General features: G+C 51.2%; 15 protein-coding genes and 1 pseudogene. 4 read left to right on the top strand and 12 right to left on the bottom strand.

What is annotated here, in order from left to right; all coding sequences use genetic code 11:
• Positions 1-4: 4 nt before the first annotated feature.
• Positions 5-109: pseudogene (locus JMJ16_RS57245) on the top strand (IS1 family transposase); the annotation flags it as partial.
• A gap of 807 nt (positions 110-916) precedes the next feature.
• Here the strand turns inward: JMJ16_RS57245 and JMJ16_RS24600 are convergent.
• The 3 genes from JMJ16_RS24600 to JMJ16_RS24590 all read right to left on the bottom strand — a co-directional run bounded on the left by JMJ16_RS24600 (position 917) and on the right by JMJ16_RS24590 (position 1,956).
• Positions 917-1,267: a hypothetical protein gene (locus JMJ16_RS24600; RefSeq protein ID WP_201372474.1), complete on the bottom strand. Its 351-nt coding sequence runs from the start codon at positions 1,265-1,267 to the stop codon at positions 917-919.
• Between the two features lie 171 nt (positions 1,268-1,438).
• Complete coding sequence (rpsU, locus tag JMJ16_RS24595) at positions 1,439-1,624, bottom strand: 30S ribosomal protein S21 (RefSeq protein ID WP_201382855.1); 186 nt, start codon at positions 1,622-1,624, stop codon at positions 1,439-1,441.
• 5 nt (positions 1,625-1,629) lie between these two features.
• Positions 1,630-1,956, bottom strand: coding sequence for a zinc-ribbon domain containing protein (locus tag JMJ16_RS24590; protein WP_201385776.1), 327 nt, complete (start codon positions 1,954-1,956; stop codon positions 1,630-1,632).
• 252 nt (positions 1,957-2,208) lie between these two features.
• Between JMJ16_RS24590 and JMJ16_RS24585 the strand changes: the two genes are divergently transcribed.
• Positions 2,209-3,438 (top strand): ISAs1 family transposase, encoded by a 1,230-nt coding sequence (locus JMJ16_RS24585; RefSeq protein WP_201377602.1) that lies wholly within the window; start codon positions 2,209-2,211, stop codon positions 3,436-3,438.
• Positions 3,353-3,835, top strand: a complete 483-nt coding sequence (locus tag JMJ16_RS57240) for a DDE-type integrase/transposase/recombinase (protein WP_374229065.1) — start codon at positions 3,353-3,355, stop codon at positions 3,833-3,835. Before JMJ16_RS24585 ends, JMJ16_RS57240 begins: the two co-directional genes overlap by 86 nt.
• A gap of 170 nt (positions 3,836-4,005) precedes the next feature.
• Here the strand turns inward: JMJ16_RS57240 and JMJ16_RS24575 are convergent, their stop codons facing one another.
• On the bottom strand, positions 4,006-4,599 hold the full coding sequence (locus JMJ16_RS24575) for an RNA polymerase sigma factor (RefSeq protein WP_201385771.1): 594 nt from the start codon (positions 4,597-4,599) through the stop codon (positions 4,006-4,008).
• A gap of 571 nt (positions 4,600-5,170) precedes the next feature.
• Entirely contained in the window at positions 5,171-6,403 is a 1,233-nt protein-coding gene (locus tag JMJ16_RS24570; protein ID WP_201385770.1) for a PAS domain-containing sensor histidine kinase, read from the bottom strand.
• 723 nt (positions 6,404-7,126) lie between these two features.
• Between JMJ16_RS24570 and JMJ16_RS24565 the strand changes: the two genes are divergently transcribed.
• A complete protein-coding gene (locus JMJ16_RS24565) occupies positions 7,127-7,825 on the top strand; it encodes a hypothetical protein (protein ID WP_201385769.1) in 699 nt (232 codons plus the stop codon).
• Between the two features lie 277 nt (positions 7,826-8,102).
• Here the strand turns inward: JMJ16_RS24565 and JMJ16_RS56100 are convergent, their stop codons facing one another.
• From JMJ16_RS56100 to JMJ16_RS24535, 7 genes are all read right to left on the bottom strand, one after another.
• Positions 8,103-8,237, bottom strand: coding sequence for a hypothetical protein (locus JMJ16_RS56100; RefSeq protein WP_255553233.1), 135 nt, complete (start codon positions 8,235-8,237; stop codon positions 8,103-8,105).
• A 25-nt stretch (positions 8,238-8,262) separates the two neighbouring features.
• On the bottom strand, positions 8,263-8,610 hold the full coding sequence (locus JMJ16_RS24560) for a hypothetical protein (protein ID WP_201385768.1): 348 nt from the start codon (positions 8,608-8,610) through the stop codon (positions 8,263-8,265).
• Positions 8,611-8,685: 75 nt separating this feature from the next.
• Positions 8,686-8,925: a hypothetical protein gene (locus JMJ16_RS24555; protein WP_201385767.1), complete on the bottom strand. Its 240-nt coding sequence runs from the start codon at positions 8,923-8,925 to the stop codon at positions 8,686-8,688.
• A gap of 212 nt (positions 8,926-9,137) precedes the next feature.
• Positions 9,138-9,386, bottom strand: coding sequence for an Hsp20/alpha crystallin family protein (locus JMJ16_RS24550; protein WP_255553244.1), 249 nt, complete (start codon positions 9,384-9,386; stop codon positions 9,138-9,140).
• A 362-nt stretch (positions 9,387-9,748) separates the two neighbouring features.
• Positions 9,749-13,057 carry a chemotaxis protein CheB gene (locus JMJ16_RS24545; protein WP_201385758.1) on the bottom strand — a complete coding sequence of 1,103 codons (3,309 nt, stop codon included), beginning with the start codon at positions 13,055-13,057 and terminating at the stop codon, positions 9,749-9,751.
• Between the two features lie 102 nt (positions 13,058-13,159).
• Positions 13,160-15,040 carry an ATP-binding protein gene (locus tag JMJ16_RS24540; RefSeq protein WP_201385756.1) on the bottom strand — a complete coding sequence of 627 codons (1,881 nt, stop codon included), beginning with the start codon at positions 15,038-15,040 and terminating at the stop codon, positions 13,160-13,162.
• 433 nt (positions 15,041-15,473) lie between these two features.
• Positions 15,474-15,824, bottom strand: coding sequence for a hypothetical protein (locus tag JMJ16_RS24535; RefSeq protein ID WP_201385755.1), 351 nt, complete (start codon positions 15,822-15,824; stop codon positions 15,474-15,476).
• Between the last annotated feature and the right edge of the window lie 49 nt (positions 15,825-15,873).

The raw sequence follows: 15,873 nt of genomic DNA, 5'->3' as shown, positions 1-15,873 counted from the left end.
CTGAGGCCGCTTCGTTCGCAAGACCTTATCTTTCTCAAAATCTCTGGTGATGCATGAGACGTGTCTGAATCTCTTTCTCTACCGCTACAACCTTGCGCGCGTTATATAAGATATTCTCCTTTCATGCTCTTATAAACGCTCTCTCTTCATGAATACACGTATTTATGTTCACGATAGTATTATAATGGAATGTGCAACCCACGATAAGTCCAACCCTATCTATAGCCCTCACGGACCCCATAGACATTCGCTCTGTGGGGGTTCCTCTCTTCCAGGGAAAACAGCCATGGAGAATGTGCAGGTATGCCTGATGTCCTCTTCTATTTCACTGATGTCACATGGAGCACCTACGCATGTTGACAAAAAACACACGCATTCTTCTAGCTTCTAGAGACGACCGAGAATGCTGAGGTTGGAAGCGCTTCTCTCGTTTGCTCTCTAACTCAATAATAGGGGTATTCAATTTTGGAAAATAGGGCTTATCCGCACTTTTGATGGGCTCATCCGCACTGATAAGTTTGGAGAAACGGTTTAGATTTCATCGGCCTCTAGAGCGAAATGAGGAAGATGTAAGTTGTAGGGCTTCTTCTTTTTGCCTCTCTAACTTAATAGAGTGAGAGGACATACTGAGTGACATCCATGGCTTGTTGGAGAAAAAGGGCATAGCGGTCACCCTGTAACCAGGTTCTGGAAAGCAAAGAGGAAGAGGCTGAAGCGAAACTACATTACTTCAGCCTCTTTTGTGGTATCTGGCTATGCACGCTCTCATTGAGAGAGATCGTATGATGAACAACTGCATATTTCCCTGTTCGAGAGAGATAGTTTTTCCACTCATGGCTCTCTTCTGTTCTCGGTTTCCACCGAATGGGGCAACTCCAATGAACGCCAGAGAGAGGGAGAGGATACGTTATGCCTCTCATTGTAACCTTCTTCGCCGTTGCTCTGGACTCCAGCGAGTCAGAGTGAAGGTCTCGCCTTCATTCTTTGGCTCGTAATAGACGGTCGCCAGATCAAAGTCCGTCACCGTGCTGAAACTTACATAATCAGGGCTGTGCTGACATTGCAACCATTCCGCCAGCTTTTTCTGCGCACATCCCTCACAAAGGTAACTGAAAGAAGGGCGTCCTTGCTCATCCCGGTGTTCATGCTCGAAGACAGGGATGACCTGTTTGCATCGCTCACAGACGCGATCCCAGTCTTCTCCACCAGTGGTGGTGGTACATCGCCTGAGACTCCAAACGAGTTGACCTGTTGGTATTCTGTTCATAGGCACATAGCCTCTCCTGAAGAAAACGAGGGAGAAAGTACAGTAGACTGAGTACGCCTATCCCACCCTCATATGCCTATTCTCACCCGCCTGTTCTTGAAAAGATGGTGTGCTTCTCCATGTAAGCACACCATCTTTGAGGATGTCTTTATGGGTTCAACCGACTTGTGGCTAGAAGCGAGATCGTTTTTGTCTTCGGCGTTGTGCCTCTGCTTTGCGCTTCCGTCGAGCCTGGGGTGTCTCATAGTGACGACGACGGCGAGCCTCAGCCAGAATGCCCGCATTTTGTACGCTGCGGCTAAATTGTTTCACCGCAACTTCAAATGGTCTATCCGGGTTGACAATAATCTGGCACATCGGCGTTACCAGCTCGATCGGTTGTTGGTGGAATATGACGTTTCACGGGGCTGATAACAATCCCGGCAATAGACGGGACGGTCATCTCGTGGCTGGAAAGGAACAGTGGCTTCGTTTCCACAACTTGCGCAGGTAGCGGTATACATTTGGCGTGCTTCGCGCTGCTGGAAGCCACCACGTGAGCCTCCGTTTGCTTGTTTGCGGGCTGCCCGGCACTCAGGGCAACGGCTTGGGGTATTCGTCAGTCCACGGCTCGCATAAAATTCTTGCTCGCCTATGGTGAAGGTAAACTCCTGGTTGCAATCGCGACAATACAGTATCTGGTCAGTCAAAAGGAACTCTCTTTCTCATTCTCCGCTATGCGGAGTGAATAGGTAAACTTCTGTATTGCGCACCATCACCTCAGTCAGTTTACTCGGAGCAACAAAGCACCATACAGCATCTATTTAGTATAGCACATTTTCTCCGTTTCTGCGAGAGTAGCTACCTCTCAGCAGGGCTTTCCAATTCTCACAAAGGAGGTGAAAAAGAAGAGTTTTCCTTGTAGAATACAAAACCAAATCACATCTCAAGGAAAACTCTGCATGGACTATACCACATTCATGCTCGCAAAACGAGCCGAACACGACCCAGAAACGCTTCCCGTCAATTCGTTGTACCAGAGCTTGCGAGCCCTCTCAGATACGAGACGAAAACAAGGAAAACGATACGAATTGGCCTTGGTTCTTTCTCTGCTTGTGCTTGCCAAACTAGCAGGGCAAAAGACCCTGAGTGCAGCAACCGAGTGGGTTCGTCATCATCGAGTGCCTTTAGCACAGCGCTTTGGGCTCTCCCGCCAGCAGATGCCATGCCAGATGACCTATTGCAATGTCCTTGCCAGAGTAGACAGCAAGCATCTCGATGAGCTTCTTTCTGCCTTTTTCACCCGTTGGGAAGCCCAGGCCCGGTGTGGAGAGGAACCCAGTCGCCTGCTGACGCCAGGCATCCAAGCCAAACATGCTCAGGTCGCTGTTGATGGCAAAGCCCTGCGGGCCACAAGCAAAGAGGCTCACCCGGTTCATCAACTCAGTTGCTATGAGGTGCAGACTGGCACCGTGCTTTGGCATTGCAATGTGCAAGACAAGGAAAATGAGATCAGTGCCCTCAAGCCCTTATTTGCACCTTCATGGGTGCGTGGGCGCATTCTCACCCTTGATGCTATGCATACTCAACGGCAACTGTGCGCGCAGGTCCTTCGTTTGAGTGGAGACTACATCTTGATTGCCAAGGACAATCAGCCAACGCTGCGAGAGGATATTGTTGCCTTCTTTGAGGATCCTTCTCCTGATCGACGGCGCTGGAAGCAGGCAGAAACCTGGAACAAAGGGCATGGGCGCTTGGAACATCGCCAAATTCTTTGTAGCCCTGATCTTAACGACTGGTTTAGCAAAGATTGGGAGGGCATCGAGCAAGTCTTTCGGCTGGAAAGAACCACGCGCATTCTCAAGTCGGGAAAGATCCGTCACGAGGTGGTCTATGGGTTGAGCAGTCTCTCGATATACCAAGCGCCTCCCACATGCATGCTTGAACTTATCAGAGCCCATTGGGCCGTTGAAAATTGCCTCCATCATCGACGTGATGTGACCTTAGGCGAAGATGGTTGTCAAACGCGTACAGGAGTGGTTCCCAGTCTGCTGGCCCAGCTCAATAGCACCGTCTTGAGTCTCATGGATCGCGTGGGGGTCCGCAATGTCGCTCGCCAGATGCGCTACTTTGATGCCCATATTGATCAAGCTCTTGATCTCGTTCTTACTGGACAATGTGTGGTTTATTAGAATTGGAAAGCCCTGCACCTCTCAGACCCAGGGCTGTTGCAAAGTCGCCATCACCCTTTTCCTCAAAGGTCTGGAACATGTTTCACATGTGCTTATCACCAGTAAACTGGCCAGCTATGCTGCCGCCAAGAAAGACATCATGCCCAGCGTCGAGCATTGCCAACACAAAGACCTCAACAATCGAGCAGAAACTTCGCATCAACCCACCCGACAACGCGAACAAACCACGCGCCGATTCACATCACCTGGTAGCGCAATGCTTCTTCTCGGCCTTTGGACTCATCTCGGATCATTTTCGATCCAAAAGGCATCGTCTCAAGGCCTTGAACTATTGTGCCCTCATGCGAGACAATTTGAAAGCTGCAGCGAGATCACCGTTGGACAGAAGGTTGTATAACAGGGCCTCTTTCCTCAGTTCTCACCTGCAATTGTTCACCTGACAAGCTTTTTCTCAGCCCTATGCTCTCACTCAATCACTCATTTGACAATGCCCCGTCCGTTGGATTCGTCATCAATGCGTTGCTTAGAGTGGTAACGCTCGATGCTCTGATCGCTCTCGACTTCGCTTCAATCCTCGCCTTGTTGACGAGCCTGCCTTTGTTCTTTCAGGAGATTTCTCGCCCCAAATAGGTGGCCCTTAACGGTGTGGACTGGAAGGGTGAGAACCAGGGCCATTTCTTCATAGGTCAATTCTTGAAGATAGCGCAGGATCAAAACCACGCGAGAAATGGTCGGCAGTTTGGACAGATCTCCTCCTGCGACCATGGTCTGCTGATGCTGACTTTCCCGTCGAGGTACAGCGTGCAGCGTTGCGTGCTCCCTCTTTTCTGATGTCTGCTGTTTCCGCTGTTGCATGCACCGTTGATAGGTCAGACGCGAGAGCCAGAGAGAAAATGGAGCGTCTTTTGGGAACGAGGGGAGCGCCTTCCATGCGGCCAGGAACATTTCCTGCGTGATGCTATCGGCTTCCTTATCGTTTTGCAGGATATGTAAAGCGAGCATGAAGATAGGGCGTTGATATTTGCGCACAAGGAGTGCAAATGCTTCTTGATTACGGTGTTGACTAGCGTTGATGAGGAGAACGTCATCCTGCGCGGAAAGCGAGGTGTGGGAAACCAGAGAGACCTGTGTGAATTGGGATGAGTGTCTGTCGTTATTCATACCAAACGCTTTTATGCATACAAGTAACGAGAGATGCGAGTGAGACCTATCAGTAGTGTTGCCCTGTTGGGAAACACGCAATACTCCACCCAAAAACAATAGGCGCTTTGCGCCCGATGTTCTTTTGTTGTGTTCATCACACACGTTTCCATCTCCGCGTCACGTGTTTTGCCTTCCTCCGTAGAGATGGATTTTGGCAATTGCTTGCGTGCCTGGAAGCGTTTCTTGTATGCTTCTCTCTCAGGAGCAGCAAGGAAATACCTCCATTGTCTGTCGGCAGCAAGGTCTTGCATCCCAAACAGAGAGCCTATACACCGATACTCTGCAGGAATAGAGCAAGTGTAGCATTTCTGCACGATTGCTGTCAACGTTCGGTCCCGTCCCTTTTTTGGGTTCATCTCTTCGACGTATACAGCTCTACCTGACTTCCGCGAAGATGGGTGAGGGCGAATGGGCTTCTTCGAGCGGGAGAGAAAGGGGGCCAGCGGCTGAAAGTCCAACTCATGCCTCAGCAGCCGCCAGGGGAGAAGCGTTCCCTTTCCTCTGGGAAAAGCTATGCTATCGCATCACGTCAGGAGTTCGCTCTCTCAACTAGGGGAAGGGTGAACCAGAACGTGGAGCCTTGTCCAGGGGAACTCTCCACCCCCACTTCCCCTCCCTGTCGTTGAATAAGCTGTCCGCAAATATACAAACCCAGGCCAAGATTGACACCTGTTCCACTTTGGACGGTAATTCCTTCAGCACGATAGAAGCGTTCCCAGATCTGTTTTTGCTGTTGCGGTGTAAGCCCCTGTCCCCTATCAGTTACAGCGACGCGCACCCGATGCCCTTCTTTCGTGACCGCAATCACCACAGGTTGGCTGGCAATCGAATATTTGAGTGCATTCGAGAGATAATTGGTAATGACTTGCCCTATGCGATCCGCATCCGCGTGGATTGGCAGCTCTTCTTCTATGGTCTGTAAGGAAATGGTGCGCATTGGAGCAATGGTACGTTGGTCATCAACTGCTTCGCGTACAATCGTGATCACGTTGCAGGGAGCAAGATGAAGTTCTAAGCCATTGGCTTGAAGACGTGAGATATCAAGAAGATCATTCACTAGCCGACTCTGCACCCGTACCTGCCGCTCCACGCGCTCAAGGGCGGTTTGCATCGAACTGATTGTAGCGTGGAGTTCAGGATACGGCGCGGCATTCTCGCTCAATTGCGCGAGGCGTCGACTCACAAGCTGAAGGTTCCCCTTAATGGTGGTCATGGGAGTCTGTAGTTCATGTCCAGTAATACCAATAAACTCATCCATGCGCCGAACCGTTTCACGGAGCACCAGTTCCGTTGCGTGAGAGATGGCCTGCTCTTCTGTAAGACGCTCACGTTGGGTAATATCATGGTTTATCTCTACAATAGTGGTTATGTGCCCTGAGGATGGATGATGAATCAGTCCCTGACGACTTTCCACGATCACCTCTTGTCCATCACGACATGTATGGATCAGTGTGCCTTCCCATTGGCCTTCCTGGCTGAGCAGAGTCGTTACTTCTTCCAGTGAATGGGGGAAGCGTGTCTTGAGCAGGATATGGGCCGTTTTCCCCACCGCATCCTCTGCACTCCAGCCGTAGAGTTCTTGTGCTCCTCGATTCCAGGAGAGAATCACATCATGAGGATCACGAACGAGAATTGCATCATGGGCACGTTCGAGCAACTGTGCCTGAAGGTGAAGAAAGTTGTCAAAAGAGGCATCCGTACCGCGAGGATGGTCATGGGGTAAAGAAGAAACATCATCGTGATTCTGAGTAATGTTCCGCATCTGTTACAAGAGAGCTCCTTTCTTTGAGCATAGGCATGTTCTCATAGAGAAGAAGGAAGAGGCAGAGCCTGCCTTTGCCTCCTCTTACCGCATCCGCATCTCTTATCTTGTGGAGTGTAGAGCAGAAGGGCGAGCTATGAGGTGAGTACAACGAGCAGGGAATGCTCTGTTGAGGCCCAGAGCACGCTGGCACAATCGTGCGCATCAAAAACATGATGCCTTTTATGAGGGTGTAGGATAAGAACCGTTGTGTCTCCTCATTGTCAATCGCTGGGGAAAGATCTCCCCATTTCCCGCTCTAGTATAGCACAGACGAAAAGGAAACAATGGAAAACGACAAAAATGATGTTTTGCCCTTTTGCACTCTATTTTTTTCTTTGACGGCTCCGCTCAATTTTTGAAAAATACCCGTTTTCGGGTATACTACCATTGACAATCGCTTGCCAAAGATGACTTACTAGGAGTGGAAGAACATCGTGCGAATTTTCTTCACTTCCCATCTGCGCTCACTCATTGCTGGTGATGACGTGCTTTGAGGATTCCCATACCATCCGCAAGCCTTCTCGTAGAGAGCATGATACACGTGGCCTATAGCGTGTGGTCATCCAAGGCGTGATCATTCCAATCAAGACATCTATGAGACGCATTCCCCTCATTTTTATCGTGGAATGTTCTTCCCAGAAGAGGCAGGTTTCCTATCTGCCTTGAGAGGAGCCATAGCCGATGACCTACTCACCTCAAAACAGGAGCAAGGAACACCAAGAAGCCTGCCACAAAGCCGAGCAGATGACAGCCATCTGCGAACAATTTCATATCACGCTCGATGCTATTGACTGGCAACAATTTGGCATGCAGGCTTCAGTAAAAGTGGATAGTATTGAGATTGCTTCGCTCTTGACCCTCAGCCGGCGTACAAGTGATAATCTTCTTCGTCAAATTCAAATCAAGCTTTTTGAACATGCAGCACTCAAAGCTATTCACGCACGCCCAAACCTGAAAGCCTTGATGTGGACCCCTGTTGAGGTTGTACAGCCACAGACCTTTTTCAGTTTCTGGATTGTGACGATGGAAACGGATGAGCGCGTCTCCATCATTGAGTCTCTTAAAAATGGGCGTCGCGTCTATGAACTCTATACGCTTGACGGAAGTGATGAACAACTCATCCAGCTTTTTGGACCGATGGGTGAAGGAACGTACCCGCTTGGGGAGAAGGTCACCATTCAGGTGCGGGAACGTCAATATACCGGAGAAATCCGCTACATCCTTTCTCCTGGTAAAAATCCTCTGATTCGTAAGTATGTATCAAAGGGATCTCCAAACATGTCAGGCAAAGCGTATCCTAGTGAAACCGTTGCAAGATATCTGGTGAATTGCCATGATGGCTTTCCCCATATTGTGACTCAGTTACAAATCGTCGGCTAGTGAGAAATGCACTCCTGAAAAGAGGATGGGCTTGCTGGAAGAAGGACAGGTGGAGAGACGAAAGAGGCAGAGAGGCCCCCGGCACGAACGAAAAAAGTAGAGAGCGTAGCCACGTCTCCCTTGCGAAGGGCTGCGTCCTCCCATTTCAGTGCTCATATCGCATGTTAAGCCTATTCCTTCCTTGGTTTCACCGTATGGATGGAGAATCCAACAGGTTATGCCCCGTCAGAACCTTCAAAAAGGTTCTACGGGAGAAATGGAAAAATTGATGGCGATACTAACGCTGAACCAGATCGAAGGGGTGTGGATCACTCGTATCAACAATTGTCAAGGCCGATGATATCGGCGCTGACAACCGAACGTGCTGTTTCTTGAGCACGGGTGAGAAGAAGGCGGGTATGCCCATGGGCATACCCGCCTTCTTCTCACCCGTGCTTTTAGGGGAGGGATGTCTGGTTCTCCGTTCGCTTGGTAGAGGCAAGTTTCATCCAATCGAGGGCATAGGTAGGGGTGGAATACCCAAGAAAGTTGCCGCTATCGAGCATGAGTTTTAACTTGCTGGTTTCCAGATCTGGTGCCATCGCCGCCACAAAGCGGTGCCCATCGCTTGCTTCCACCAGGGCCCAGCACACGACCGGCTCGGTAAAGTATCCCGGTTCGCCTTGTTCTGGCTCTTCTATCGTGCCCCAGACGGCACCCCAGCCTGGCAGCGCAGGCATAATCTGCACTATAGTGAGGTCCTCTGTTTCCAGTTCTGCTCCTTCGGGTTCTCTGATTGGTTCCATGCTTTCCACCTTTCTTTTATTGTCTTGTTTTTTTGCATCCTTGAAGAGGATGCCAGCTCTTTCTCTGGGGAGAGCTCAGGCAAGCCCAGAACCGTAGCCCTCCAGAAACGCTCTTATGCAGACCCCTGCGCGTTCATGAGTCGCGGCTCCGCTCACCTGTTGGTTGGATTTAAAGAGAGAGATCTGGGCAAAATCAGCAGCCAGAATCGCAAGGGCCTCCTGCGTGAGGACGCGCTGCTGTTGGTCGTGCCATTGCTTCATCTGCTGGCCTTGCACATAGGCTTCTTGCTGGATCTGTTCCTTACTTTCTGGCATGTCGGGCTCCTTCTCTGCTGAACATGCGAAAAGAGGACCATCCTCTTCCCCGTTCCCCTGTAGTGCAGTGTACACCCGCTTCTCTTGCGCGTCAACGCGCTAACCAAATCTCCTCGCCTTTCAACCGTGGTGCGGGTCTTTCTGAGACAAAAAGCATTTCGGGCATGAGGACGAGCACGCTCATGCCTGAGAAGAAAAAAGAAGAAGGGAAATTAACACCTCCCCGCTTCCACTGCCACCTGCTTCTGCTCACTTCTCGTGATACTGATGAGTTTGGGCCGGTTTGACTCATGAATAGGAGCAGTAATCATGAGGAGACTATTGATATACTGGGTTTCGATGTGCTCACTGTCAATGGGTTTGGGGAACGTGACGGAACGCTCAAAGGACTCGGGCGCGATTTCCTGGGCTAACCAGGTCACCTGTTGTTCTGGACCTTGATGAAGTTGAGTGTATAGAATCTCACGGCGTAGAGGATATACTCAGTGACATCCATGGGTTGTTTTGTTGGAGAAAAAGGGCATAGCAGTCACACCCTGTCTATCCCCATTAGGAATCCCATAGGCATTCGCTCTATGGGATTTCCCCCTTATAGAAACAGGCATGGAGGATGTGGAGGTATGTCTGATGGCCTCTTCCATTTCACTGATATCACACGTGATGTCACATAGGAGCACCTCCACGCATGTTGACAACAAGCACATCTCTTCTTCCGGCTTCTAGAGATGACTGAGAATGCTGAGGTTGGAAGCGCTTCTCTCGTTTGCCTCTCTAACTCAATAGGATTTGTGTGTAAGTGTAATTTAACATAGGGAGTTTTCAGTTAGCAGATTCCTGAGGCTGAGCTCCCTGGAATGGTGAAGAAAAACGTTGCCCCTTCCCCTGGTACACTTTCTATCCAGATTCGCCCTCCTTGCTGCTTCGTGATTTCCGCCGCAAGATATAATCCCAGCCCCGCTCCAGGCGGCCGTTTCTGTTTGGTATCACTCACACGGTAGAAACGCTCAAAAATTCTGGTCTGCAGGTCCTGCGGGATACCCTCGCCGTGATCCTGCACACTCACGGTAACCATGTCTGCATCGCCAATAGCTCTCACCTCAATAGGTTCTGCCGACGGAGAATATTTAATGGCGTTTGTCAGCAGATTACTGAGCACCTCCCCTGTGCGCACTCGATCCCCGTAGACCTCCGCGTGGGTTTCTTGCGCAAACGAAATGCGGTGGGACGGGGTTGTGCGCTCGAGCTCTTCACAGACCTCTCGCGCCAGGTCATCTATCGCAAACAACTCCCGGTGTAACGACAGCGTCCCTGTTGCAATCGCCGTTGTATCCAGGAAACTATCGAGCAGAGCCGTAAGCCTGTTCAAGTGCGCATCAATCTTTCCCAGTTGGGTCGCTGACGGCTCATCTCCCGCTTTCGTCAAGCGTCGTTGAAGCATCTGTAACGTGAGTTTTGCGCTTGCGATTGGGGTCCTGAGTTCATGACTGGCTAGACCAAGCAGGGTATCTTTCTGCCGCTCTAACTCTTTGCGATCAGTGATATCTTCTATGGCAAGCAGAATCAGGTGACTTCTCACCGATTTGTGCTCATGCACGACACGGCGAGCATTGAGCAGCATGACCTTGTGCCCGATAAGGGGAAAGATGTGCTCCACCTCAAAGTCGTGGAAAGACTGGTTGGTGTTACACACCTGTTCTAACAGCATCCGCAGGCGGGGAATGTTCCACTGGGCATTTCCCAGGTCGTAGAGGCAACACCCCTCGGTTTCCCAGGGGGCGACCTTGAAGAATTGGTAGAAGGCGTCATTAGCGCGCTCGACGTGCAGATCCTCAGAGAGCACCACCAGCGGTTCGCGCACCGTCTCCACAATGGCGTCAGCACGCTCCTGGACAACTTTGATCTGCTCGTTACGTGCCTCGAGTTCCTGATTGGAGGTGGTCACTTCCTGATTGGAGGTTTCCAGTTCTTCCTGGGAGGCTTCCAATTCTTCGTTGACACTTTGCAGTTCTTCATTGCTGGAACGGATCTCCTCGTTAGCGGCTTGCAGTTCCTCGTTGGTAGAGTCACGCTCTTCCAGCATCTCCTGCATTTCCGCCCGCGTGGTAGCCAGTTCCAGTTCCAGGGCCGCGATGCGTTTGACTGCGGGACCACGCTTGCTCACACGGCCTGTCTGCTCTCCTGGCGGTGGTGTGGTAGGCACGGTAGGTGCCATATCTTCAAAGAGCACCAGGAAGTAGTGCTCGACAGGCGGACCTTTCAGCGGGATGACTGTTACGCGAATCTCTCTCGCCGTGCCAAAGGTAACTACCTGCAAGCCCTCTTTCGTTATGGGGCGATTGTCCTTTCTGGCGGCATGGATGGCCATGCGCAAGCCGAGCCTCAGATCTTCGCGGGCCATTTTGAGCAGGTTCAAGCTCGTCCTGCCAGGAGCCAGCTCCAGGTAGGAGCCAGTATGCCCGCGCACTTGCAGGATCTCCATCTCCGTATTGATGATCACACTGGCCGGAACATAGTTTGCTAGCAACAAGCGATCCGCCTCTTGCTGGATATCACCGTTTGGCATCGCCTCCTCAGGCATTCGGAGACCTCCTTCCTGTGGGGTGCTGGCTGATAATACTCCCTCGCTCGTTACTACACCGAGGGGATAGCTGGGCTTACTGGTTTCTCTGGCATAGAGTTTCTGGCGGCGCTCGACAGGCGTAAAGAGCCGTGATAGGGGATCGACGTTTTCCGAGATCCCCAGCAGGAGAAACCTATGCGGCTTCAGCGCGTAATGGAAGGTCTGGATCACCTTCTGTTGTAAAGCCGGTCCGAGATAAATGAGTACATTGCGACAACTCACCAGGTCCAATTGAGAGAATGGAGGATCTTTTATCACGTTGTGCAGCGCAAAAATACACCGCTCGCGAATCGCCTGGCTAATGCGGTAGCTCCCCTTTTCCCGATCAACGGGGGTGAAGAATCGCTCCAGGCGCGCGGGAGAGATCGCGCTCAGCGCGGTCTCTGGATAGACGCCCGTCCTGGCGCGCTCGAGTACCCTGGGATTGATATCGGTTGCAAAAAGTTGAATGGGAGGCATTAACGAGTGCTTCTCCAGGAATTCAAGCAAACAGATGACCAGCGAGTACACTTCTTCGCTAGTGGAGCATCCCGGCACCCAGATTCTAATGGCATCCCCTGGAGGAAGGTGCTGCGCAATGTCGGGAAAGGCGTAGTGGGTGAGAGCATCAAAGGCTGCTTCATCACGAAAAAAACTGGTGACCGGGATCAGCACATCCTGGTACAATGCATCTATTTCAGCAGGGTACTCGCGCAGATAGGTCGCGTACTCCGCAAGGCGTTCGACTTGCAGCACAGCCATGCGATGCAGAATGCGCCGTTTGAGCGTGCCTCGCTTGTATGCGAGAAAATCGACGCCTGTCTGTTGTCTGAGTACCAGGAGAATATTGGTCAGAGATTGCTCCTCTTCCTGAAGTGTCTCGACCGGTTCCGCAATCTGAGCCTGGGAGATAGAGGAGTGAGAACTCAACTGGGTAAGTACACTGGCAATGCCCTCGGGTGGCAGTACGTGGTCGACGCACCCGGCAGCGATGGCATTGTGCGGCATCTGCGGGAAGGCAGCGGAGTGTTCATCCTGTGCAAAGGTGATGCCTCCTTCGCCCTTGATCTCCTGCAGGCCCACGGTGCCATCAGAGGCAGTGCCCGAGAGCAATACTCCGATCGCTTGCTGGCCACATTCGTGTGCCAGGGAACGGAAGAACGCATCAATCGAGAAGGGCTGTCCGAGACCCGGTAGCCTGGGAGAGAGCTTGAGTGTACCTTGCTCGAGTGTCAATTCGGCTTGCGGGGGGATCACATAGACATGATCTCGTTCCAGAATCATGTCATTCTGTGCTTCGTGTACAGGCATGGGTGCGATGTGGGCAAGCAGAGAGGGCAAGAGACTGGCGCGAGTTGGATCCAGGTGTTGGATCACGACGTAGGCCATGCCCGTGGCCGCTGGCAGACCCCTGAGCAATTGAGTAAAGGCTTCCAGTCCTCCGGCGGAGGCTCCAATACCCACAACAGGGAAGCCCGGCTGTCCGGATGGTGACTCGTGGAAGGCACAATTTGTGTCAAAGGTGGTATCCATGGTGTTCGCTCTTGGGTGTCCTCTGTTTGCCTAGCACTTCTCTTTCTATCAGGATAAACCCAGCTGCACTTTTCTCTGTCTCTCCTCTCTTTTTTATTATCTTTACCAACTCCGATCCTCCCGATCCTCGCGATCAGGATATTGCGCCGGCTCATTCTTCTCTGCGCGGATCTTGGCTCGCAACATCTGGCGATCCGCCAATTCGATGGCACATTGAGGGGGCAGGAGTTCCGTATCATTACAGGCCTCAATTGCAAGCAGTGTATAATACCGAGCGATAGAAGGCGTGGCCGGGCGAATATAGTTGAGCGCCTGTTCGGCATCTGCGCCCACAATTTGCGTTTGTTGCGCACGTCGGGCAAGTTTCTTGGCCTTTGCTACAACAGCAGCAATATCAGCCGCGCTGTAATCATTCGAGCGGGTGGCAATGATGGTGGCGGCCTCATTTGTAATGCCAATGGTTTGCCCCTTTGCCTGGGCACGGACAATGCGTGCGCGTGCTTCTTCGTTAGGAAGTAAGACTGGAATGACTGCATCCATGCGACCAAAACGCAGGAGCGCCTGATCAATGAGATCTGGTCTGTTGGATGCAAAGAACGCCACCATCTTACCACGTAAGGTTTCATCGCTCATAAACTGGAGCATTTGATTGAACAGATTACGCGCCACTGGATTGCTTTCGCTGCCACGGCTCGACATATCTGACTGATCTAACTCGTCGAAAAATACCAGGACGGGAGTCAATGCACGCGCAAATTCAAAGAAGCGTTTCAGCTTATTTTCACTCTCACCGACATATTTACTCAAGATGTTTTCTGTGCGCAACATCACCGCGTTAAAGCCCACTTCTTTTGCTAGAGCTCTGACGAAATAGGTTTTCCCCGTGCCTGGAGGTCCTACGAGTAACACACCTTTGGGAACGTCATCGAGCCCACGCGTTAATGGTTCGATCAGCTCTGATCTTGCCCAACTGGTGAGATGGTCCATGCCGCCGAGGGCAGCGAAGCCCTGTTCCAGTGGTTCAATCATTTCTGCAACCTCGGAAAACTCGCTGGTGATGATGGCATCTTTCCTGGACTTGACGAGTTGACGGCTCACGCCTCCTAACCGATACGCCAAAAGTAAGATCTCCTCCAAATGGCGTAGGTTCAAGCCAGCAGTCAGATTCGCCATTTCTTCTGTGTTCACATCAAGGAGCGTAATAGGCTTATTACGCTCTTCGCGCTTTGCAAGATACCGCCGTAGGTACATCAGTCGGTCTTCACGTGTTGGCAGAGGGACATCGATTACTTTATATCCTGATCCAGAAGCACGAAGATCAGCATGCAATTCAGGGATTTTAGCCACTAAAAGAAAGATGGGATTATTGCTTTTGCCGAGCGTTGTATCCTGGCCCCAGCGCAGCAAGAGGCCCAGGATATCACGATCCGTGGGACTCATAGTGGCCTTTTCTTGCACATTGGGACAAATGAGCTCAGAAAAGTCGAGGATGACTGCCACTTTTCCCCTGGCCTTGGGAGCACGCAAGAGGGTTTCAAGAAGACGAAGCGCTTCGACCAGCCCAGGCGAGCCCCCAAAGGGACCATCTGAGCCTAAATTTGCATCCTGGCCCGGGCTATTCAAGCAAGAATTCAGTTCGTCTAGCATGGCTGTGCTATCCTTAGAAAGTGGGGCGGTAGCTCCGATTCCCTGGGAGTTGACCAGCTTCACTGCCTTGGCACGCATAGATTCCATAGTAAAGCGAAATCCACCTGCTCGATCATAACGCAAGACGATCTCCCGTTTTTCGGCGAGTGCATTTTCCAGATAACCACGTTGGGACACACCACTGACCACAAAACCATAAATATCACCGGTCAAAATAAAGCCGTGCGCAGCGCCTGCGATATATGTCTCTTTGTACTCGTTGAACCAGGCTGGCACAGGAATTTCTAGCGCGCACTGATCATCCAGCATGCCCGAGGTGGTCCTACCCTCTGTCATGATTGCCTCTCTTTCTCTTTGACGTTTTCCCTCTAGCAGAGCTCAGGTCGCCTGACAAGAGGAGTGAGCACTTCTATTTTTGCTCTACACCCTCCTAACAAACTCAGGAGTACAAGATGACCCGTTTTTGTTCTTTTACTCCATGCCCACTCAAGCCTTTTTGTCTTTATGAAGTTGACCCGTGTCTGTAGAGCATCTACAGACACGGGTCAACTTCATAAAAGGCGATTTGAAGCTCGCTCGAACAGGTTCGCCCCCTAAAAGGCACCTCACAGCCACCATAGTGAAAAGCAAAGGAAATCCCATGCGTATAGCCGTTTTATCATCTTGACCAGGTCGCCAAGAGGCATTAAAAGGAGTGCGCTAAGAGATCAATAGGCTCTTAGCGCACTCCTGCTAACATCCTTTCGCTTTTGAACATTAGGCGTCATACTCACCTCGTCTCATCATCTAATGATCGTCCTCGAATAAGATTTTTCCACTGGGATTCAGCTTTCTCGTCTGCTACAGGCTCTGACGTTTCATCTTTCCGCGGTTTCAACGAACGTGCCGTCATTGGGCCTGCGTCATGTTGTGGAAAACGCTCATGTCTGGCATCTTGATCGCCAAAGGCAGTACGCTCCATTGAAGCGTTCCTTCCCCCTATGGTATCATGCACTGGATCTGACTCATGTGTGATGCCTTTCTGTCTCTTTTCTCTCTCTTCCTTTGCATGTTTTTCTTGCAGATTAGACTCTTTTTGTCGCTGCAACGCCTCATCTTGCGCTCTAACCGTATCCTGCACCTGTTGCCTTTTTTGTTGCGCTCCGGCTTGCTGGACCTCGTGCTCTCGC

The sequence above is a fragment of the Ktedonobacter sp. SOSP1-52 genome (genome assembly GCF_016587395.1).
Note: the sequence above shows the minus strand (reverse complement) of the source record. Positions and strands in the feature narration are given on the sequence as shown.

Bases quoted from the DNA above. Each gene is read 5' to 3' on its own strand.
- rpsU (WP_201382855.1), bottom strand. From the start codon at position 1,624: ATGTGCCAGATTATTGTCAACCCGGATAGACCATTTGAAGTTGCGGTG.
- JMJ16_RS24545 (WP_201385758.1), bottom strand. From the start codon at position 13,057: ATGGATACCACCTTTGACACAAATTGTGCCTTCCACGAGTCACCATCC.
- JMJ16_RS24555 (WP_201385767.1), bottom strand. From the start codon at position 8,925: ATGCCAGAAAGTAAGGAACAGATCCAGCAAGAAGCCTATGTGCAAGGC.
- JMJ16_RS24560 (WP_201385768.1), bottom strand. From the start codon at position 8,610: ATGGAACCAATCAGAGAACCCGAAGGAGCAGAACTGGAAACAGAGGAC.
- JMJ16_RS24575 (WP_201385771.1), bottom strand. From the start codon at position 4,599: ATGAATAACGACAGACACTCATCCCAATTCACACAGGTCTCTCTGGTT.
- JMJ16_RS24570 (WP_201385770.1), bottom strand. From the start codon at position 6,403: ATGCGGAACATTACTCAGAATCACGATGATGTTTCTTCTTTACCCCAT.
- JMJ16_RS24600 (WP_201372474.1), bottom strand. From the start codon at position 1,267: ATGAACAGAATACCAACAGGTCAACTCGTTTGGAGTCTCAGGCGATGT.
- JMJ16_RS24585 (WP_201377602.1), top strand. From the start codon at position 2,209: ATGGACTATACCACATTCATGCTCGCAAAACGAGCCGAACACGACCCA.
- JMJ16_RS24565 (WP_201385769.1), top strand. From the start codon at position 7,127: ATGACCTACTCACCTCAAAACAGGAGCAAGGAACACCAAGAAGCCTGC.
- JMJ16_RS57240 (WP_374229065.1), top strand. From the start codon at position 3,353: ATGTCGCTCGCCAGATGCGCTACTTTGATGCCCATATTGATCAAGCTC.
- JMJ16_RS56100 (WP_255553233.1), bottom strand. From the start codon at position 8,237: ATGCCCATGGGCATACCCGCCTTCTTCTCACCCGTGCTCAAGAAACAG.
- JMJ16_RS24540 (WP_201385756.1), bottom strand. From the start codon at position 15,040: ATGACAGAGGGTAGGACCACCTCGGGCATGCTGGATGATCAGTGCGCG.